The 20,099-nt window shown below is 74.4% G+C and carries 18 protein-coding genes and 1 tRNA gene; 12 read left to right on the top strand and 7 right to left on the bottom strand.

What is annotated here, in order from left to right; all coding sequences use genetic code 11:
* Positions 1 to 100 precede the first annotated feature (100 nt).
* Positions 101 to 1,522 (top strand): WS/DGAT/MGAT family O-acyltransferase, encoded by a 1,422-nt coding sequence (locus tag PGB27_RS09470; RefSeq protein ID WP_274200111.1) that lies wholly within the window; start codon positions 101 to 103, stop codon positions 1,520 to 1,522.
* On the opposite strand, the gene PGB27_RS09465 is transcribed toward PGB27_RS09470, so the two are convergent.
* On the bottom strand, positions 1,523 to 3,007 hold the full coding sequence (locus PGB27_RS09465) for a gluconokinase (RefSeq protein ID WP_274200110.1): 1,485 nt from the start codon (positions 3,005 to 3,007) through the stop codon (positions 1,523 to 1,525). It abuts the gene before it with no gap.
* Between the two features lie 174 nt (positions 3,008 to 3,181).
* Here PGB27_RS09465 and PGB27_RS09460 point away from each other — a divergent pair.
* The 8 genes from PGB27_RS09460 to PGB27_RS09425 all read left to right on the top strand — a co-directional run bounded on the left by PGB27_RS09460 (position 3,182) and on the right by PGB27_RS09425 (position 13,887).
* Positions 3,182 to 3,277 (top strand) — tRNA-Sec (locus PGB27_RS09460).
* 69 nt (positions 3,278 to 3,346) lie between these two features.
* Entirely contained in the window at positions 3,347 to 6,547 is a 3,201-nt protein-coding gene (gene fdh, locus PGB27_RS09455) for a formate dehydrogenase (RefSeq protein WP_408630038.1), read from the top strand.
* Positions 6,547 to 7,626 (top strand): 4Fe-4S dicluster domain-containing protein, encoded by a 1,080-nt coding sequence (locus PGB27_RS09450; protein ID WP_274200108.1) that lies wholly within the window; start codon positions 6,547 to 6,549, stop codon positions 7,624 to 7,626. Before fdh ends, PGB27_RS09450 begins: the two co-directional genes overlap by 1 nt.
* On the top strand, positions 7,623 to 8,717 hold the full coding sequence (nrfD, locus tag PGB27_RS09445; RefSeq protein ID WP_274200107.1) for an NrfD/PsrC family molybdoenzyme membrane anchor subunit: 1,095 nt from the start codon (positions 7,623 to 7,625) through the stop codon (positions 8,715 to 8,717). The genes PGB27_RS09450 and nrfD overlap by 4 nt, the downstream gene beginning before the upstream one ends.
* A gap of 344 nt (positions 8,718 to 9,061) precedes the next feature.
* Positions 9,062 to 9,382 carry a hypothetical protein gene (locus PGB27_RS09440; protein WP_274200106.1) on the top strand — a complete coding sequence of 107 codons (321 nt, stop codon included), beginning with the start codon at positions 9,062 to 9,064 and terminating at the stop codon, positions 9,380 to 9,382.
* A gap of 7 nt (positions 9,383 to 9,389) precedes the next feature.
* Positions 9,390 to 10,697, top strand: a complete 1,308-nt coding sequence (selA, locus tag PGB27_RS09435) for an L-seryl-tRNA(Sec) selenium transferase (RefSeq protein WP_274200105.1) — start codon at positions 9,390 to 9,392, stop codon at positions 10,695 to 10,697.
* Positions 10,694 to 12,484, top strand: a complete 1,791-nt coding sequence (selB, locus tag PGB27_RS09430) for a selenocysteine-specific translation elongation factor (RefSeq protein ID WP_274200104.1) — start codon at positions 10,694 to 10,696, stop codon at positions 12,482 to 12,484. The genes selA and selB overlap by 4 nt, the downstream gene beginning before the upstream one ends.
* Positions 12,485 to 12,630: 146 nt before the next feature.
* Positions 12,631 to 13,887 (top strand): cytochrome P450, encoded by a 1,257-nt coding sequence (locus PGB27_RS09425; RefSeq protein WP_274200103.1) that lies wholly within the window; start codon positions 12,631 to 12,633, stop codon positions 13,885 to 13,887.
* Here PGB27_RS09425 and PGB27_RS09420 read toward each other — a convergent pair.
* From PGB27_RS09420 to PGB27_RS09410, 3 genes are read right to left on the bottom strand one after another with little or no spacing between them, the layout of a single operon-like run.
* A complete protein-coding gene (locus tag PGB27_RS09420; RefSeq protein WP_274200138.1) occupies positions 13,860 to 14,321 on the bottom strand; it encodes an MGMT family protein in 462 nt (153 codons plus the stop codon). The genes PGB27_RS09425 and PGB27_RS09420 overlap by 28 nt on opposite strands.
* 5 nt (positions 14,322 to 14,326) lie before the next feature.
* A complete protein-coding gene (locus tag PGB27_RS09415; RefSeq protein WP_274200102.1) occupies positions 14,327 to 15,418 on the bottom strand; it encodes a DNA alkylation repair protein in 1,092 nt (363 codons plus the stop codon).
* 14 nt (positions 15,419 to 15,432) lie between these two features.
* Complete coding sequence (locus tag PGB27_RS09410) at positions 15,433 to 16,227, bottom strand: MerR family transcriptional regulator (protein ID WP_274200101.1); 795 nt, start codon at positions 16,225 to 16,227, stop codon at positions 15,433 to 15,435.
* 78 nt (positions 16,228 to 16,305) lie between these two features.
* Between PGB27_RS09410 and PGB27_RS09405 the strand changes: the two genes are divergently transcribed.
* Positions 16,306 to 16,668, top strand: a complete 363-nt coding sequence (locus PGB27_RS09405; RefSeq protein WP_274200100.1) for a nuclear transport factor 2 family protein — start codon at positions 16,306 to 16,308, stop codon at positions 16,666 to 16,668.
* A gap of 33 nt (positions 16,669 to 16,701) precedes the next feature.
* Entirely contained in the window at positions 16,702 to 17,490 is a 789-nt protein-coding gene (locus tag PGB27_RS09400; protein WP_274200099.1) for an SDR family oxidoreductase, read from the top strand.
* Positions 17,491 to 17,682: 192 nt separating this feature from the next.
* On the opposite strand, the gene PGB27_RS09395 is transcribed toward PGB27_RS09400, so the two are convergent.
* From PGB27_RS09395 to PGB27_RS09385, 3 genes are all read right to left on the bottom strand, one after another.
* Complete coding sequence (locus PGB27_RS09395; RefSeq protein WP_274200137.1) at positions 17,683 to 18,420, bottom strand: RNA polymerase sigma factor SigF; 738 nt, start codon at positions 18,418 to 18,420, stop codon at positions 17,683 to 17,685.
* A gap of 92 nt (positions 18,421 to 18,512) precedes the next feature.
* Positions 18,513 to 18,968 carry an ATP-binding protein gene (locus PGB27_RS09390; protein WP_274200098.1) on the bottom strand — a complete coding sequence of 152 codons (456 nt, stop codon included), beginning with the start codon at positions 18,966 to 18,968 and terminating at the stop codon, positions 18,513 to 18,515.
* A 93-nt stretch (positions 18,969 to 19,061) separates the two neighbouring features.
* The gene (locus PGB27_RS09385) at positions 19,062 to 19,427 is read right to left on the bottom strand and encodes an anti-sigma factor antagonist (protein WP_274192486.1); all 366 of its coding nucleotides are present in this window, start codon (positions 19,425 to 19,427) and stop codon (positions 19,062 to 19,064) included.
* Positions 19,428 to 19,772: 345 nt separating this feature from the next.
* Here PGB27_RS09385 and PGB27_RS09380 point away from each other — a divergent pair, with 345 nt between their 5' ends.
* On the top strand, positions 19,773 to 20,096 hold the full coding sequence (locus tag PGB27_RS09380; RefSeq protein ID WP_274200097.1) for a WhiB family transcriptional regulator: 324 nt from the start codon (positions 19,773 to 19,775) through the stop codon (positions 20,094 to 20,096).
* Positions 20,097 to 20,099 lie beyond the last annotated feature (3 nt).

The following is a 20,099-nucleotide window of genomic DNA, read 5'->3' as shown; positions in this document are numbered from 1 at the left end:
GTGCGATCCGCGCGACACCGACTCACGAGTAGGTCACACTGGCGGACGATCGGCGCACCCGTCACACGCGGGCGCGCCTCGGGGGTCGAGGAGGCTGTCGATGGCGACCATGTCGTTCCGGGACGCGATGTTCCTGCTCGCGGAGTCGAGGGAACGACCGACCCACGTCGGGTCGCTGATGCTCTTCGACCGGCCCGAGGGCGCGGGGCCGGACTACCTCGCCGACCTGCACCGACGGCTCGTCTCCGGCGACGTCGAGGTGGCGCCGCTGTTCCGTCGCCGCGCCACGCGGGGGCTCTCGACGCTCGGCCAGTGGTCGTGGGTGGACGACGACGACGTCGACATCGAGTACCACGTCCGGCTCTCCGCGCTGCCCCGCCCGGGCCGCATCCGCGAGCTGCTCGAGCTCGTCTCCCGCCTGCACGGCAGCCTGCTCGACCGGCACCGGCCGCTGTGGGAGTTCCACCTCATCGAGGGTGTGGAGGGCGACCGCTTCGCGGTCTACAGCAAGATCCACCACGCGATGATGGACGGGGTGCGCGCGATGAAGCACCTCGAGAAGGCGCTGTCGACCGACCCGGAGCGCCGCGACATGGCGCCGTTCTGGGCGGTCGACCCGCGGCCCGGGCGCGCCAGCCGCCCGGTCGGCGAGAAGGCGCCCGCCCCGACGGGGTGGCTCGGGTCGGCGCGCGAGTACGTCGGCGGCGCGCTGCGCACCGCGGGCACGCTCGCCGAGGGCGTCGGGCAGTCGCTGAACGTCGGGCCGGCGCTCGTGTCCTCGGCCTACCGCGGGCTCGTCCAGCACGACCTCGCGCTCCCGTTCGAGGCGCCGCCGACCATGCTCAACGTCCCGATCACCGGGGCGCGCCGGTTCGCCGCCGAGTCGTGGCCGCTCAAGCGCATCCAGCGGGTGCGCGAGCGCACGGGCACGACGGTCAACGACGTCATGCTCGCCATGAGCGCCGGCGCCCTGCGCCACTACCTCTCCGACCACGGCGGCCTGCCCGACAAGCCGCTGGTGGCCGCGCTGCCCGTGGCCCTCGAGGACTCGGGCTCGGGCAACGCGCTGGGGGCGATCCTCGTCAACCTCGCGACGAACGAGCCCGACCCCGGGGAGCGGCTCAGGAAGATCCGGCAGTCGGGGCTCGCGGCGAAGCAGAACCTGCAGGGCCGCGACCCGATGACGATCGCCGCGCTGTCGGCCGTCGTCGCCGCGCCGATCGGCCTGGGCCTGGTCCCCGGGTCGTCGGCGATCAACCAGGGCTTCAACCTGATCATCTCCAACGTGCCCGGCCCGAAGGACCCGCTGTACTGGGAGGGCGCGAAGCTCAGCGGCATCTACCCGATCTCGGTGCCGCTCGACGGGCAGGCGCTCAACATCACGGTCATGTCCTACGCCGACGACATGGAGATCGGCATCACGGGCGACCGGCGGGCCGTGCCGCACCTGCAGCACCTGCTCGGCCACCTCGAGGAGGCGCTGGTCGAGCTCGAGGCGGTCGCGGACGCGGCGGACGAGTGATCACAGCCGGGCGATGACGTCGCCCAGCCCGTCGTGCACCTGCTCGAACAGGGGCAGGCGCGCGGCGTGGACGGCGGCGTTGGGGCCCGGGTGCAGGGTCTCGCCGAGCGGGATGCGCTCGGCGACGTCGACGAGCGCGTCGGGGCCGGGCGGGAGCAGGCCGACGCCCTGCATCCCGAGCAGCGCCGCGCCGAAGGCGGAGCCCTGGTCGACGGTCGGGAAGCCGACGGGCAGGTCGAGGACGTCGGTGAGCAGCCGACGCCACAGCGTGCTGCGGGCGAAGCCGCCGGTGGCGCGCACCTCGTCCACCGCGAGCCCGGCCTCGCGCATCGAGTCGAGGACGAGGCGCAGCTGCAGGCAGACGCCCTCGAGCAGGGCCCGCACGACGTGCCCGGGCGTGTGCCGCCGGTGCAGCCCGACGAGCGCGCCGGCGCCGCCGACGTCCCAGTGCGGGGCGCGCTCGGGCAGCAGATGGGGCAGGGCGAGCAGGCCGTCGGCGCCCGCCGGCACCTCCGCCGCCGCCGCGAGGAGGTGGTCGATGTCCTCGCCGAGCGTCTCGTGGGCCCAGTCGAGCACGAGCCCGCCGTTCGTGATGGCGCCGCCGACCACCCAGCGGTCGTCGGTGAGGTCGTAGCAGAACACGCGGCCGCGGGGGTCGACGGCGGGCCGCTCGACGGTGACGCGCAGGGCGCCGCTCGTGCCGATCGAGCAGGCCGCGACCCCGGGCCGCACGGCGCCGACCCCGAGGTTGGCCATCGGGCCGTCCGCGCCGCCCGCCACCACGGGCACGCCGGCGGGCAGGCCCCAGCCGGTCTCGCGCAGCCGCCCGACGACGGCGGTGGGCGCGACCGGCTCGCCCAGCAGGGCGGGGGTGATGCCGGCGATGTCGAGGGCCTCGGGGTCCCAGGTGCCGGAGGCGACGTCGAGGAGCCCGGTGCCCGAGGCGCACGAGGTGTCGGCGACGCGGGCGCCGGCGGCGCGGGCCAGCACGAGCTCCTTCATCCCTCCCCACGTGTGCGCCGCGGCGTGCAGGCTCGGGCGTGCGCGGCGCAACCAGGCGAGCTTGACCAGCGGGCTCATCGGGTGCACGGGCGTGCCGGTGCGGCGGTGCAGGTCCAGGGCGCCGTCCCGGGCGCGCAGCTCGCGGGCGACGGCGCTCGCCCGGCTGTCGGCCCAGGTGATGAGCGGTCCGAGGGGGTCGGCGCGGTCGTCGAGGGCGAGCAGCCCGTGCATGGCCGAGCTGAACGACAGGGCCGCCACCTGGGCGGGGTCGATCCCGGCGAGCGCGTCCCGGATCGCGTCGCCGACCGCCTCGTAGACCGCCTCGGGGTCCTGGACGGCGGCGCCCGGCTCGGGCTCGTCGAGGTGGTGGGGCGCCTCGCCGGTCCCGTGGTCGGCACCGTCGGGCGAGAACGCGACGGCCTTGGTGGCCGTGGTGCCGATGTCGACGCCGAGGACGAGGTCTCCGGTGACGTCGGCGCTCACAGCACGAGGCCCGCGAGGAGCACCACGACGGCCGAGGCCGTCACCACCAGCCGGGTGTCGCTCGCCGTCCACATGCCCGGCCCTGTTCCCCGACGGGGCGGCGCGCCGAACCTGCTCGCGTGTCCGCGGTGCCCCGACCTGCGTGCCCGGGGACCCCGACCTAGGCTGCTCCGCGGAGGCGTCAGGGTTCCTGGTGGGCCCCGCGGTCTTCAACACCGTAGTGGCCGAGCATCTCGGCCAGGCGGGTTCGATTCCCGTCCGCCTCCGCCAACCACCACATCTCCTCGACACCAGGGGGACCGACACGTGGGTGCCCGCACCTGGCTCGGTGAGTGGCCGATGTTCCGGCAGGCCACCGGCCCCGACCCGCTCGGGCGCGGCGCTGCCGTGCAGAGCCCCCGCACGCAGGCCCTCGGGCCACGGACCGCGGACGCCGACGAGGTCGTCAAGTCGGTCTGCCCGTACTGCGCCGTCGGCTGCGGCCAGAACGTCTACGTGCGCGACGGGCGCGTCACGCAGATCGAGGGCGACCCGGACTCTCCGGTCTCCCGCGGGCGCCTGTGCCCGAAGGGGTCCGCGTCGACGTCGCTGGTGACCTCCCCGACGCGCGTGACGACCGTGCGCTACCGGCGGCCGTACGGCACCGAGTGGGAGGACCTCGACCTCGACACGGCGGTCGACATGATCGCCGACCGCGTCATCGACGCCCGCCGCAAGGGCTGGCAGGACACCGACGACGACGGCCGCGTCCTGCGGCGCACGCTCGGGTTCTCGAGCCTGGGTGGGGCGACGCTGGACAACGAGGAGAACTACCTCATCAAGAAGCTGTTCATGGCGCTCGGCGCGATCCAGGTGGAGAACCAGGCGCGCATTTGACACAGCGCCACCGTCCCCGGTCTGGGGACCAGCTTCGGTCGTGGCGGCGCCTCGAACTTCCAGCAGGACCTGCAGCACGCGGACTGCATCGTCATCGAGGGCTCGAACATGGCGGAGGCCCACCCGGTGGGCTTCCAGTGGGTGATGGAGGCCAAGAAGCGCGGGGCCACCGTCATCCACGTCGACCCGCGCTTCACCCGCACCAGCGCGGTGGCCGACCTGCACGTGCCGTTCCGGGCGGGCGCGGACATCGCGTTCCTCGGCGGGCTCATCCACTACGTGCTGGACAACGAGCTCGACTTCCGCGAGTACGTCACGACGTTCACCAACGCCGCCGAGATCGTCGGTGAGGACTTCGTCGACGGCGACGTGAGCGGCCTGTTCTCCGGCTACGACCCCGAGACCGGGCGCTACGACCCGATCTCGTGGCAGATGGAGGGCGGGGTCTACGAGGCGCCCGCCGCCGGGCAGCGCGACCACTGGGAGCCCGAGCTGCGCGAGCACCACGCCGCGCACGCGGCCGACACCGGTGGAGGTGCGGGCGAGGCGGCGCACGCGCCGGCGGCGCCCGAGCGCGACGACACGCTGCAGCACCCGCGGTGCGTGTACCAGGTGCTCAAGCGGCACTACGCGCGCTACACGCCCGAGGCGGTCGCGTCGGTGTGCGGGATGTCCACGGCGCAGTTCCTGGAGGTCGCCCGCGCGATCACGAGGAACTCCGGTCGCGAGCGCACGACGGCGTGGGTGTACTCGGTGGGCTGGACCCACCACACCGTCGGCGCGCAGTACATCCGCGCGGCGGCGGTCCTGCAGACGCTGCTGGGCAACATGGGGCGTCCCGGCGGTGGCATCCTCGCGCTGCGCGGTCACGCGTCCATCCAGGGCTCGACGGACATCCCGACGCTCTACGACCTGCTGCCGGGCTACATCCCCATGCCCAACGCGCACCTGCACGAGGATCTGCAGAGCTTCCTCGACGCGGACGCCGCGAAGACCGGGTTCTGGGGCCACATGGACGCCTACCTGGTCAGCCTGCTCAAGGCGTGGTGGGGCGACGCGGCGACGCCGGAGAACGACTTCGCGTTCGACTACCTGCCGCGGTTGACCGGCAACCACGGCACGTACGGCATCGTCCGCGACCAGATCGACAAGAAGACGTTCGGCTACTTCCTCGTCGGCGAGAACCCGGCGGTCGGGCACGCCAACGGCAAGATGCAGCGCCTCGGGCTCGCGAACCTCGAGTGGCTCGTCGTCCGGGACATGCAGATGATCGAGTCGGCGTCGTTCTGGAAGGACGGCCCGGAGATCGAGACCGGTGAGCTGCGCACCGAGGACATCGGTACCGAGGTCTTCTTCCTGCCGTGCGCGAACCACACCGAGAAGTCCGGCACGTTCACCAACACGCAGCGGCTGCTGCAGTGGCGCCGCGAGGCGGTGCACCCGCCGGGCGACGCGCGCTCCGAGCTGCACTTCTACTTCCACCTCGGCCGCAGGATCCGGGAGAAGCTCGCCGGGTCGACCGACGAGCGCGACCGTCCCCTGCTCGACCTCACGTGGGACTACCCGACGTTCGGGGTGCACGACGAGCCGGACCCGGAGTCGGTGCTGGCCGAGATCAACGGCTTCGACGCCGACGGCAACCACCTGTCGAGCTACACGCAGATGAAGGCCGACGGGTCCACGTCGGGCGGCTGCTGGATCTACACCGGCGTCTACAAGGACGGGATCAACCAGGCCGACCGGCGCAAGCCCGGCTCCGAGCAGGACTGGGTCGCCGCCGAGTGGGGCTGGGCGTGGCCGGCCAACCGCCGCACGCTCTACAACCGCGCGTCGGCCGACGCCGACGGCAAGCCGTGGAGCGAGCGCAAGGCGTACGTGTGGTGGGACTCCGAGCAGGGCTCCTGGACCGGCCACGACATCCCCGACTTCGAGGCCACCAAGCCGCCGTCGTACCGGCCCCCCGAGGGCGCGCAGTGCGAGGACGCCCTGGCGGGCACCGACGCGTTCATCATGCAGGCCGACGGGAAGGCGTGGCTCTACGCGCCGACCGGGCTCGCGGACGGCCCGATGCCCACGCACTACGAGCCCGTCGAGTCGCCGGTGGCCAACCTGCTGCACGACCAGCAGGACAACCCGGCGCGCGAGGACATCGACCGCGCATGGAACCGGCTCAACCCGGCCATGTCGGAGACGTATCCCTACGTCTTCCTGACCTACCGGCTCACCGAGCACCACACCGCGGGCGGCATGAGCCGGTTCCTCGGCTACCTCTCGGAGCTCCAGCCGGAGTTCTTCTGCGAGGTCTCCCCCGCCCTGGCCCGTGAGCGGGGCCTCGAGCACCTGGGGTGGGCGACGCTGATCTCGGCGCGGACCGCGATCGAGGCCCGCGTCGTCGTGACCGAGCGCATGAAGCCGTTGCGCATCGGGGACCACGTGGTGCACCAGATCGGACTGCCCTACCACTGGGGGTCCAACGGCCTGTCCCACGGCGACCCGGCGAACGACCTGCTCGGCGTCGTCATGGACCCCAACGTCCACATCCAGGAGTCGAAGGTGGCCACCTGCGACATCCAGCCCGGGCGTCGACCCCGCGGACCCGCGCTGCTCGAGTTCGTCGAGTCCCACCGGCGCAAGGCCGGGGTGGAGCCGGGAGGTACCCGCTAGTGACCAACCTCTTCGACGCGTTCTCCGGGACCGCGCCGTCGCTGTCGGGCCCGCTGCCCGACCCGTCGACGGACGCGGGCTGGTCGGGGGACCATCCCAAGCGGGTCGGCTTCTTCACCGACACCTCGGTGTGCATCGGCTGCAAGGCCTGCGAGGTGGCGTGCAAGGAGTGGAACCTGGTGCCCGACGACGGCACCGACGCCTCCGATCTCTACCGCCTGACCGGGATGTCGTACGACAACACCGGTGACCTCGGCGCCTCCTCGTGGCGGCACGTGGCGTTCATCGAGGACGTCCGGCCGCACGGGACGGCGACGCCGGCGCACGGTGGCCAGGTCGGTGGTCAGCAGACCGGCTTCCTCCCCGACGGCCTGCCCGCGGTGCACGGCGGGGGCAACGGCCACACGCCCCGGGACGCCGCGACGGCGCCCCCCGACGGCGGCACGGTCGACCTGCTCGCCCTGCTGCCCGACGGCGGCGCGCACGGCCAGCAGACCCCCGACGACGAGCGCGACGTGCGCTGGCTCATGTCGTCGGACGTCTGCAAGCACTGCACGCACGCCGGCTGCCTCGACGTCTGCCCGACCGGCGCGCTCTTCCGCACCGAGTACGGCACGGTCGTCGTGCAGGACGACATCTGCAACGGGTGCGGCTACTGCGTCCCGTCCTGCCCGTACGGCGTCATCGACGTCCGCGAGTCCGACGGCGGCGCCCACAAGTGCACGCTGTGCTACGACCGGCTCGGCGAGGGCCTCGAGCCGGCCTGCGCGAAGGCATGCCCGACGAACTCGATCCAGTTCGGCGACCTCGACGAGCTCCAGGCCGCCGCCGACGCCCGGCTCGCCGAGCTGCACGGGCGCGGCGTGCAGGAGGCCCGCCTGTACGGGCGCGACCCCGACGACGGGGTCGGCGGCGACGGGGCGTTCTTCCTGCTGCTCGACGAGCCGGAGGTCTACGGCCTGCCGCCGGACCCGATCGTCACCACGCGCGACCTGCCCGAGATGTGGCGCAACGCGGCGCTCACGGCGGTCGGCCTGGGCGCGGCGGTCGTCGCGGCGTTCTGGGGAGGTCGCAAGTGACGGGACACGACGCCAACACCGAGCTGCCCGAGCGATTCGGACACGCCGAGGGCCGGGCGAACGACCGGGGCAGCGAGAAGCGCCGCGGGCGGGGCCGCAAGGGCGAGCAGCTGCAGGTCCCCGAGGCCGAGTTCCGCTCGTACTACGGGCGCCCGATCATCAAGGCGCCCGTGTGGAAGAACCCGGACGTCCCGCTGTACCTCTTCCTCGGCGGGCTCGCCGCGACCTCGGCGGGGCTCGGCGCGCTCGGCGGGGCGACGGACCGGCCCACGCTGCGGCGGACGGGACGGTTCGCGGCGGCCGGCGGCGCGATCGGCGGCACCGTCTTCCTCATCCACGACCTGCACCGTCCGGCGCGGTTCCTGCACATGCTGCGGGTGTTCAAGCCGACGTCGCCGCTCTCGGTGGGCACCTGGATCCTCTCGCCGTTCGCGACGTTCGCCGCGGCGACGGCGGCGGCCGAGGTGGCCGAGCCCGTCCTGCGCCGCCGGGGCGCGACCGGCCTCGCCCGGCTGCTGCGGCGCGCGGGCAACGCCTCGGGCGCCGCGTCGGCGGTGATCGGCCCGGCCCTGGGCACCTACACCGCGGTGCTGTTCTCCAACACCGCCGTGCCGACCTGGCACGAGGCGCACCGCCACCTGCCGATCGTGTTCGCCGGCAGTGCCGCGGCGGCCGGCGGCGGCATGGGGCTGGTCGGGGCGTCGGTGCGCGACAACGTGCCGGCCGCGCGGCTGGCCGTCGCGGGCGCCGCGGTGGAGCTCGCCGCGGGCGAGGTGATGGAGCGCCAGCTGGGGCTGCTCGGCGACGTGTACCAGAAGGGCCGGGCGCACACGCTGATGCGCGCGTCGAAGGCGTGCCTGGCCGCGGGCGCCGTCGGGACGGTGCTGGGCCGGAAGAAGCGCTGGTCGGCGGCGCTGTCGGGGCTCGCGCTCATGGCGGGCTCGGCGCTGACGCGGTTCGGCGTGTTCGACGCGGGCATCGCGTCGGCCAACGACCCGGCGCACATCGTCGTCCCGCAGCGCGAGCGCCTCGAGCAGCGGCGCTCGACGATGGACCAGGACGTGGCGCCGCCGGACCGCACCTTCGCCTGACGGGCGCGCGGTCCCGGGCCGCGCGTGTGAACCATCGACGGTCGTCCTCGTGCTGGCCGCGGCCGTGCAGGTCGCCCTGCCGTCGGCGTGGGTCGCCCGGGTGTTCGGCGCGGGCGTGCGCGGGGGTGTCCGCGGGAGCGCGCTGGCCCTGCCGTCGCTGATGTGCTCGTGCTGCGCCGCGCCGGTGGCGGTCGGACTGCGGCGGCGTGCGGCGGACCTGACCGCGACGCTCGCCTACTGGCTCGCGAACCCGGCGCTCAACCCGGTCCTGCTCGTGTTCTGCGGCGGTCCGGCTGCTGCCCGAGTACCTCGTCCTGGTCGTCGCGCTCGGCGCGTTCCGGGGGGTGCTCTTCCCCGTCGGGGCGTCCTGGATGTCGGGCACCGGCGCCGCCCTCGCCGTCACCGGGGTCGTCCTGCTCGCCGTCGCCGGCACGCTGCTGCCGATCCCGACCGGCGCCGAGGTCGCCGTGGTCGCCGCGCTGCCGGCCGTGGGGGTGTCGGGGCCGCTCGCCGCGGCCCTGCTGATCACCCTGCCCGCGGTGAGCCTGCCCTCGCTGCTCATGGTGCGCGGGGTCTTCCCGCGCCGGCTGCTCCTCGCGGTCACCGCCGCCGTCGCGGGCATCGGGCTGCTGACGTCGGTGGGGGCGCTCGCCGTCGGGCTCTGAGCGCACAATGGGCCGCGTGAGCGACGATCACCGCCGCCGGGTGCCGCGGACCGACACGGTGCTCGCCGACGCCCGGCTGGAGCCGGCGCTCGCGACGCTGGGCCGCGCGCGGGTCAAGGAGGTCGTCGTCGCGGCGCAGGGGCGTGCGCGGGCCGGGGAGATCGCGCCGGAGGCGGTCGCGGACGAGGTCGTCGCCTCCCTGCCCCGCACGGCCGCCAGCATGCGGCCCGTCCTCAACGCCACCGGGGTGCTGCTGCACACGAACCTCGGGCGCGCCCCGCTGTCGGCGGCCGCCCGCGACGCGATCGACGCGGCGGCCGGCACCACGGACGTCGAGCTGGACCTGGCGACGGGCGGGCGGGGTCGTCGCGGGGCGGGTGCGCTCGCCGCCCTGGCGGCGACGGTGCCGGACGCGGGCGGGGTGCACGTCGTCAACAACGGGGCCGCGGCGCTGATCCTGGCGGCGACCGCGCTGGCCGCGGGCGGGCGGGAGATCGTCATCGCGCGCGGCGAGATGGTCGAGATCGGCGACGGGTTCCGGCTGCCCGACCTGCTCGAGTCGACCGGCGCGCGGCTGCGCGAGGTCGGCACGACCAACCGGGTGCGGGTCGACGACTACGCCGACGCGGTCGGGCCGCGGACGGGGATGATCCTCAAGGTCCACCCCTCGAACTTCGTCGTCACGGGGTTCACGTCGTCGGTGCCGGCCTCCGAGCTGACCGGGCTGGGCGTGCCCGTCGTCGCCGACATCGGGTCCGGGCTGCTCGCGCCGCACCCGCTGCTGCCCGACGAGCCCGACGCGGCCACCGAGCTGCGCGGCGGGGTGCCGCTGGTGACGGCGTCCGGGGACAAGCTGCTCGGCGGGCCGCAGGCCGGCCTGCTGCTCGGTGACGCCGACCTCGTGCACCGCCTGCGCCGCCACCCGCTCGCTCGGGCGCTGCGCGTCGACAAGCTGACCCTGGCGGCACTCGAGGCGACGCTGCGCGGGCCGGAGCCGCCGGTGCGGGCGATGCTCGCGGCCGACGTGGACGCGCTGCGGTCGCGGGCCGGCGAGGTGGCCGCGGCGATCGGCGAGCCGGCGGCGGCGATCGACTGCGCCGCGCAGGTCGGTGGGGGCGGGGCGCCGGGGGTCGAGCTGCCGAGCGCGGGGGTGGCGCTGCCGGCCGCGTGTGCCGCGGCGCTGCGGGCCGGGGCCGATCCCGTCGTGGCCCGCGTCGAGCAGGGTCGGTGCGTCCTGGACCTGCGCTCGGTGCCGGCGTCGGAGGACGGGCGGCTGGTGGTGGCGGTGCGGGCGGCCCTGGCGGCTCGGGCATGAGGGTCGTGGCGACCGCCGGCCACGTCGACCACGGGAAGTCGACGCTGGTCCGCGCGCTCACCGGGATGGAGCCCGACCGCTGGGCCGAGGAGCGCCGGCGCGGCATGACGATCGACCTCGGGTTCGCGTGGACGACGCTGCCCGGTGACGACGAGCCGGTGGCGTTCGTCGACGTCCCGGGCCACGAGCGGTTCGTGACGCAGATGCTCGCCGGGGTGGGGCCGGTGCCGGCGACGATGTTCGTCGTCGCGGCGGACTCGGGGTGGATGCCGCAGTCGACCGAGCACCTCGACGCCCTCGACGCGCTCGGGGTGCGCGACGGGCTGCTCGTGGTCACCCGCAGCGACCTGGCCGACCCGGAGCTCGCGCGCGACGAGGCGCTGGAGCACCTCGCGGAGTCGTCGCTGGGGCGGCTGCCGGCGGTGTGCGTGTCGGGGGCGACGGGTGACGGGCTCCCCGAACTGCGGGCGGCTCTGTCGCGGCTGGTCGGCGGGCTGCCGGCACCGGACCTCGACGCCGACGTGCGCCTGTGGGTGGACCGCGCGTTCACGGTGCGGGGCGCGGGCACGGTGGTCACCGGGACGCTCGGGGCCGGGACGATCCGCGTCGGTGACGAGCTGGCGCTGGGATCGCGGACGGTCAGCGTGCGCGGACTCCAGGCGCTGGGCGAGAGCGTCGACCCGGTGCAGGCGGTCGCGCGCGTGGCGCTGAACCTGCGCGGGGTGGGGCTCGACGAGGTCGGGCGCGGCGACGCGCTGACGACGCCCGGCAAGTGGCTGCGCGGCGACGTCGTCGACGTGCGGGTGGGGCCGCCGCGCGGGTCCGACGTCGCGGTCGACCTGCCGCAGCAGGTGATGCTGCACGTCGGGTCGGCGGCGGTGGCGGCGCGGGTGCGGCCGCTGTCGTCGGAGCCGGGTGCGGAGCGGATGGTGCGGCTGACGCTGCGCGAGCCCCTGCCGCTGCGCCCCGGCGACCACGCGCTGCTGCGCGACCCGGGCGCGCACCGGGTGCTGGGCGGGGTGACGGTGCTCGACGTCCGGCCGCCGGCGCTGCGTCGTCGGGGTGCGGCCCGAGCGCGGGCCGGGGAGCTCGCGGCGACGGACGGGACCCCGGACGCCCTCGGGGAGCTGGCGCGGCGGCGGTGGATGCCGCGCGACGAGCTGGTGGCGCTCGGGGCGTCGGTGCCCGACGACGTCCCGTCGGCGGGCGGATGGCTGGTGGACCCGGGGTGGTTGCCGACGCTGGCGTCGCGGCTGGTAGCGGCGGTGGCCGCGCACGCGGAGGCGCAGCCGCTCGACGCCGGCCTGCCGGCGAAGGCCGCGGCGCGGGCGCTGGAGCTGCCCGATCCGCGCCTGCTCGACCTCGTGCTCGCCGAGCCCGGCGCGGCGTCGCTGGTCGCGGCGGGCGGGCGGATCCGGTCGCGCGACGCCGGCGGGCTACCCGAGGGCGTCCGCAGGGCCGTGGCGACGGTGCGCGCGGACCTCGCGGACGCGCCCTTCGCGGCCCCCGAGGCGTACCGGCTCGCCGAGCTGGGCCTGCGCGCCCGCGAGCTGGGCGCGGCGGTGCAGGCGGGCGAGCTGCTGAAGGTGGGCGACGGGATCTACCTGGCACCCGACGCGGTGGACGTGGCCGTGGCCCGGCTGGCTCTCCTGCCCTCGCCGTTCACGCTGTCCGAGGCGCGCCAGGCGCTGGGCACGACGCGGCGCGTGGCGGTGCCGCTGCTCGAGTACCTCGCGCGCCAGGGCCGCACCCGCCGCGACGACGAGGGCCGGCACGCCCTGCGCTGACGACCGTCGTCCTCGCTCGCACGACACGCCGGGCGCTCGGGCGCACGGGGTGTGCCAGCGTGGCGTCCACGCTGGCGTCAGACGTCAGGAAATCCGCCACGATCATCCGCCTTCCTCGCCACCCCGACGCGCGCCAGGATCACGTCATGGACCTGCGTCGCGACGTCGCCCTCGGGGCGCGGCTGGCGGCGATGCGCGCCGGCGGGCTGGCGCTGGCCCTGGCCGGCGACCCGGTGCTGCGCCTGCTCCACCGCCCGTGGATCGACGACCCGAGGTCGGTGCACCGGCAGCTGCGCGAGCCCCCGCAGCCCTACGCGAGCCGCAGCGGCGTGCTCGTCGTCGCCACCCACGCGCTGTGTCGCGACCTCGTCCGCGACCGTCGCTTCCTGGTGCGGCCGCGCGACGGGGGCTCGCTCGGCGGAGCGACCCCGGGCGCCCGTGACCCGCTGCTCGAGCCCGTCGACCTGTCGTTCCTCGGCATGGATCCACCCGAGCACACGCGGCTTCGGCGCCTCGTGGGCGGCTGGTTCACGCCGGCGCGGGTCGAGGCGTACGAGCCGCTGGTGGTCCGGCTGGCCGAGCGGTTGGTCGACGACGCGGCGCGGCGGGAGCGGTTCGACGTGGTCGCCGAGGTCGCGACGCCGCTGCCGGTCGCCGTGATCGCCGAGCTGCTGGGTGTCCCGGACGAGCACGCGGGGTCGTTCGCGCGGTGGGGCCGGGCGGTCGGGGCCGGGCTGGGCGGCGTGCGCTCGGTACGCGCGCTGCACCGGCTCGACGCCGCGGTCGGCGAGCTGCGGGGGCTGCTGGGCGGGCTGCTCGAGCAGCGGCGCCACGATCCCGCCGACGACCTCCTCAGCCACCTCGCCGCGCAGGACGCCGACGTCGAGGAGACGGTCAGCCTCGCGGCGCTGCTGCTGCTCGCCGGGTTCGAGACGACGAGCACGCTGCTCGCCAACGCCGTCGCCGCCATGACCGACGCCCGCGAGCCCTGGGCCCGGCTGGCCGCCGACCCCGGGCGTGGCGCCGACGCCGTCGAGGAGAGCCTGCGCCACGACGCGCCGATCCAGTTCACCGCGCGCACGCCGCACGAGACGGTGCGGTTCGGCGAGCGCGACGTCGCGCCGGACACCGTCGTCCTGGCGATGCTCGGGGCGGCCGGACGCGATCCCGCGGTGCACGCCGACCCGGACGTGTTCGACCTCGACCGCCCGACGCGCGGCGAGCACCTCGCGTTCTCCGGGGGCATCCACTACTGCCTCGGCGCGCCGCTGGCCCGGCTCGAGGGGCGCGTCGCGCTGGGAGTGCTGGCGGAGCGGATGCCGACGCTGCACCGGACGACGGGCGCGGTACGGCGGCGCTCGCTGCTGCTGCGGAGCTACCTGCGGCTACCCGTCGCGGTGTAGCCACGGGAGCGTGGTGTCCCCGGAGGTCGGCAGGCATCGGCGGACGTCGGAGCATCGCCACTCGGCCCGGGCCGCGGCGCTTCCCGGGTGGCGGGGGGTCGCGGATGCTCGTGGTCCTGACGTGGCTCGACGTAGCCCACATCGTCCGGGATGTGCCATATAGCAGCCGCGACGTCGACCGCGTAGGTCCCGTCGCCGGCCGTGTCCAGAGGGGTCTTCTCCTCGAGGAAGCGCTCGTGCGCGGCGTGCTCGGCACCAGGAGCGGGGCGACCGCTCGCGGTGACGACACGCCACCACGGCACAGCATGACCACCCGTCTTGAGCGCGTGCCCCACGCTGCGCGCGGTCGCGCCCTCGACGACGTCGGCGATCGATCCGTAGGTCGTCACCCGTCCTGCCGGTATCGACTCCACGATCGCGAGGATCTGCTCCATCGCACTCACGACGACTCCTCCGGGTCCACGAGTCGAAAGGTGTCGCGGCCGTAGGTCCGTCCGTTGACCTGCAGCTCGATCGCGTGTTCGCCGAGGTGGAAGGTCCGGGTCGTCCGAGCGCGGAACGAGTAGGACGTGTCGACGACGACCGCTTCACCCGGCGCGATCGACCGAGACATGATCTTGAACACCTTGGGTCGCAGCACACCGCGCGCCTTCCGGAAGTGCATGACGTAGTCGATCGCCGTCCGCGCCGGGACGGTTCCGGTGTTGATGATCCGCGCGGTGAACCGGACCTCCGCGCCCACGGGGACCTCGTGCTCGGTGACCGACGGTCCGTCCACCCGGAAATCGGCACCCTCGAACCCCATCAGCTCGAGGGCTCTCGGATGCCCCTTCTTGACCAACGTGCGCAGCGCATGACGGGCGACCCGTGGCGTGTTCTCGTCGGGGTGGTCCAGCCAGCCCGCCACGATGTCGGCCGCGAGGTCGGGATCGTCTCGCGCCAGGTCGTTGACGTGGTTGGCCACCGACCGGCGCACGTACTCCGATTCGTCGGTGTAGAGCGCGTCGACGATGGGGCGGGTGACCCCCGGCCGTCGGACCAGCTCCGGGACGCCTCTGGCCCACGGGAGGTGGGAGCGCGTCCCCTCACTGGCGAGCCGGCGCACGTGCAGGTCCACGCTGCTCGTCCATCCCGCGGCCACCGCGAGCGTCCGCTCGAACCCCGCGTCGAGCATGCTCCGGATGGCGAATTCACCGCTGAGTCGAGTAGTGAGCAGAGCGAGGACGTCCAGTGCGTCGTCGAAACTCCGCGCGGACCCCGACTCCAGAGCTCGGTCGACGACCGCCTCCGAGACCGGCCACAGCATCCACCCGGTGAACGTCTCGTCCGCGAAGGCGGCGCGGACGGCCGAGGCCGTCCCGTCGTACGTGGGCGGGAGATCGACCAGGAGGGCGTCGCGCACGATGTCGACCCGTCGGCGGAGCTTCTCCTCGCCGACGCGACTCGCCTCGAGTGCCGCCGGTCGGACGCCGGCCTGCCGGAGCGCGCCGGCGAGGTGCGTGATCAGCGCGGCGTCGATCAGCTCGTCCATGGCCCCCATGACGATCAGCCGACGCGGAAGACCGGCCAGCCGATCTCGGTGCGCCACGCCGCCGGGTCGGGTGTGTCGCGTGGCCCGACGAGGTAGCGCTCCCGCACCGGCCCGGCCACCGACATCGCGTTCTCCACCACCCACGCCCCGAGTTCGCCGTAGGTGACCTCGACGCCGTCGTGCTCGCCGACGTGGATGGTGACGGCCAGCTCCGCGGACGGCAGGTCCGCGGGGTGCACGCGTCCGGTCCGCGGTGGCGCTGCGGTCGGCAGGTACAGCAGCGCGTGGCCGCGCTCCTTCTGGAAGAGCGCGTTGTCGTAGGTGCCACCGAGGGGTCCGGAGGCCGCGGCACCGACGGCGGCCTCCAGTTCGGCCGTCGCGCCGGCGAACCAGCTCGCCACATCGTGGTGTCCGACGACGCCCTCCACCGCCGCGACCGTCCGGGCGGGCTCCGCGCGCAGCTCGACGTCGATCGGCGCGGGGTCGGGCCGGAGCAGGCGGCGCAGGGAGACCACCGCGGTACGGGTGCGGTCGAGCTCGTCCTCGAGGCGTTGCAGATGGTCCGCGACCAACGTCGCGCGAACCTCGGGATCCGGGGTCCGCAGGATCCGCCGGACGTCGTTCAGCGGGACGTCGAGTTCGCGGAGCCGGTTAATGACCTGCGCGGTCGGAATCTGGTCCACGCCGTAGTAGCGGTACCCCGTGGCCTCGTCCACCACGGCGGGTTCCAGCAGGGTCGCCTCGTGATAGCGGCGCAGGGTGCGCACGCTCAGGTGCGTCAGCTGCGAGAACTCTCCGATCGTGAGCACCCCGGCAGCGTGCACCCTCCCCCCGGGGGAGAGTCCACGGCTTGACCCTCCCGCCTCGCGAGCTCGCACGGTGGGCTCATGACACAGCACACCACCCCGCAGTCCGATGCGCTCCCGACCACCGTGCGCGACTTCCTCTCCGCGCACGTCGTCCGCGACGCCGACGCCTCGTGGTCCTGCCTCACCGAGGACGCGGTGATCGTCGACCAGGGCGAGGCCTTCCGCGGCCCGGAGCAGGTGTACGCGTTCCTGCGGGACGCCGGCTCCGAGTTCGAGTACACGACCGAGCAGATCGGTGCCCACCGCATCGACGACACCCACTGCGTGGCGGTCCTGCGGCTCGAGGGCTCCTTCCCGGGCGGTGTCGCCGAGCTCGACTACCGGTTCACGCTGCGGGACGACCGCATCGCCGGACTCGTCGTCGCCAACCACGAGGGCTGACCCGACCAGGCGACGCACAGACCGGAGACAGGAATGACCAGTACGGATCGCGATCGCCTCGAGGGGCGTCGGGCCCTCGTCACGGGCGGATCGAAGGGCTCGGGACGAGCCGTCGTCGAGCGACTGCGCGAGATGGGGGCCGACGTCTACGCGACGGCCCGGACGATGCCCGACGGGTACGACCGCCCCGACCGCTTCATCGAGGCGGACACCGCCACGGCGGCCGGCACCGACGCCGTGGCGGCCCGGATCGCCGAGACGGGGGGCGCACTCGACATCCTGGTCCACGTCGTGGGAGGCGCCTCGACGCCGCCCGGCGGGTTCGCGGTGATCACCGACGACCAGTGGCTCACCGAACTGAATCTGAACCTCCTCGGAGCGGTGCGGCTCGACCGGGCCCTCCTCCCGGCCATGCTCGAGGTCGGGTCCGGCGTGGTGGTGCACACCACCTCGATCCAGCGCGAACTGCCGCTGTACGACGCGTCCCTGGCGTACGCGGCGGCGAAGGCCGCACTGCGCACGTACAGCAAGGGACTGGCCAACGAGCTCGCCCCACGGGGCGTCCGGGTCAACGCCGTCAGCCCCGGCGGGATCGAGACCGAGGCCTACGAGGCCTTCGTCGACCGGATCGCCGAGGGCAACGGAATCACCCGGGACGGGGCGAAGCAGCAGATCCACGACTCGCTCGGGGGCGTGCCCCTGGGGCGTTTCGCGAGCACCGAGGAGATCGCGGACCTGGTCGGCTTCCTCGTCTCGGACCGCGCCTCGGCGATCGTCGGCGCCGAATACGTGATCGACGGCGGGACCGTTCCGACAGTGTGAGCCGGGATCGGTCCGATCCGGCCGCACCACCTTCTGCACGAGGGCCACGGGACCGTGGTGGGGATGTGGGAGCTGCGCCAGGTCAACTTCCGAAGGGGAGCTTTCCTGACGTTGAAGGCCAGCGTGGACGCCACGCTGGCACACCCCGGGCGCCGGTCCAGCCCGGCCATGCCGCATCGCTCCCGCGCAGAGCTACGACGCGGGGGGATCCGAGAGGTCGGCGCGCAGGGTCGCGAGGGTGCGGGTGAGCAGGCGCGAGACGTGCATCTGCGACACCCCGACGCGCTCGGCGATCTGGGTCTGGGTCATGCCGCCGAAGAACCGGAGCATGACGATCGTGCGCTCGCGCTCGGGCAGCTTGCGCAGGGCCGGCTGGACGGTCTCGCGGTGCTCGACCTGCTCGAGCTCGGCGTCCGCGGACCCCAGCACGTCGGCCAGGCGCCCGCTCGAGGGGTCGTCGACGAGCATGTCGTCCAGCGAGCTGGACCGGTACGCGTTGGCCGCCTCGAGGGCCTCGAGGACCTCCTCGCGGCTGCGCTGGAGGTGCTCGGCGAGCTCGCCGGCGGTGGGGGCGCGGTTGAGCTCCTGGGACAGGTGCGGCATCGCCGACCCGATGGCCAGGCGCAGGTCCTTGAGGCGCCGGGGCACGCGCGTCGACCACGCCTTGTCCCGGAAGTAGCGCCGGACCTCGCCGGTGATGGTCGGGACCGCGTACGACAGGAAGTCCGAGCCCCGCTCCGGCGAGAACCGGTCGACCGCGTGGATCAGCCCGACGGTCGCGACCTGCTCGAGGTCCTCCTGCGGCTCGCCGCGCTGGGCGAAACGCCGGGCGATGTGCCGGGCCAGCGGCAGGTAGCCCTCGACGAGCCGGTCGCGCAGCGCCTCGCGGCGCGGGTCGTCGGCGTCGAGCCCCGCGTGCTCGGTGAGCATCGGGACCAGGTGCTCGTAGGAGTCCTCGCTGCGGGAGCTCCCCCCGCCCGACGAGCCGCCCGCGCCGCCCGGCAGGGCGCGCGCCGCCTCGCTCACGGGTCGAGCCGTTGCTTGCGCAGGTGGATGCCGAGCCACTCCGGGTCGGCGTCGAGGACCTGGGCGTCGTCGGTGAGCGTGGTGAGGACCCGCCAGCCGAAGGTGTCCTGGCGCAGCGTGGCGTCGCCCGTGACCGGCACCCGGCAGATCACGTCGATGCGGCCGTCCGACATCGCGAACCCGCAGCGCAGCTGCCCGCCCTCGCGCGCCAGCGGCACGAGGGCCGAGCACGCCTCGTCGACCGCCATCCGGAGGTCGGAGACGGCGTCGAGGTCGAAGTCGGCGCGCGCGGCGAGGTCCGCCGCGACGGCGCGCACCGACGGGATCAGCGCGGGGTCGGCGTGCACGCGGACCTCGACGGGCGTCGGGGTCTCGGCCAGTCCGCCCGAGCCGTTGCCCGGATCGGTGGCGGTGGACGAACGATCACGCTGCTGCGGTTCCGGCGTCTGCACGGCTGCTGATCTCCGTTTCGCGGCAGGTGAGGCGGGCGGTGGCGGGGCCACCGTATCGGCGCAGGCGATGCGGACGGCAGGCCCCCGCACCGGTCATCCGGCGAGCGCGGCCTCGACCGACGGGTAGAGCGCGAACAGGTCGGTCAGCCCGGTCGCCTGCAGCGGCCGGCTCACCGGCCGCGAGTTCGCCACGAGGCGCAGCGCCACGTCACGGTTGCGGGACTCGTCGAGCGCCTCGACGAGCAGCGCGAGGCCGCTCGATCCCAGGAACTCGACGGACAGCATGTCGAGCACGAGCACCGTGGGCTTGCCCTGGAGCTCCTCGTTCACCTTGGCGCGCAGCGCGGGCGTCGTCAGCATGTCGATCTCGCCGGCCAGCCGGATCACCGACGCGCCGTTCGACCGCTGCACATCGACGCCCAGCGGGTCCTCCGCGGTGAGGTCGTCATCGGTGGCCACGGTCTGGTCCCCCTCCGGTCAGGTCGGGTGTGCTCCGGGGCGTGCGTCGAGCACTCCTCGTCGATCCACGGGCAACGTACTTGCCGTGCCGGTGAGCCTACTCGTCACCCCCCGTGGGCACCCGTTCATGGCCCGGACGGCCGCCCGGACGATGTCGCCGGACGCCCGGACGAGCCCGGCAGCGCGCGGTGACACGCCGACGACGGGCCGGACGACGCACGATCGTGACCTGCATTGGGCCGTTCAGGGGTGTTTGCCGTCTCGGAGGGCCGGGGATACCGCCGCTGCATCTCCGGTGCCGGGAGAACAGTGCCCCGTCCGGACGCCCTGACTGGGAGGACCGCCATGGCCGACATCCGCCTCCTGCCCGGCCCGATCATCGACGAGTGGGACTGGCAGCTCCACGGGTCGTGCCGTGGGATGGACTCGAGCTTCTTCTTCCACCCGGACGGGGAGCGCGGACCGCGCCGGGAGCACCGCGCGGCCGAGGCCAAGAAGGTGTGCGCGAGCTGCCCGGTGATCGAGCCGTGCCGTCGGCACGCGCTGGCCACCCGCGAGCCGTACGGCGTCTGGGGCGGTCTCACCGAGGACGAGCGCCGCGTCGCGCTGCGCGGGAGCCGCGGCGTCGAGACCCCCGCGGCCGGCGCCGTCGTCTACGAAGCCCGCTGAGGG

The sequence above is a fragment of the Actinomycetospora lemnae genome (assembly GCF_028737315.1).
Lineage (GTDB): Bacteria > Actinomycetota > Actinomycetes > Mycobacteriales > Pseudonocardiaceae > Actinomycetospora > Actinomycetospora lemnae.
This window is presented reverse-complemented; position numbering and strand designations above follow the sequence as displayed.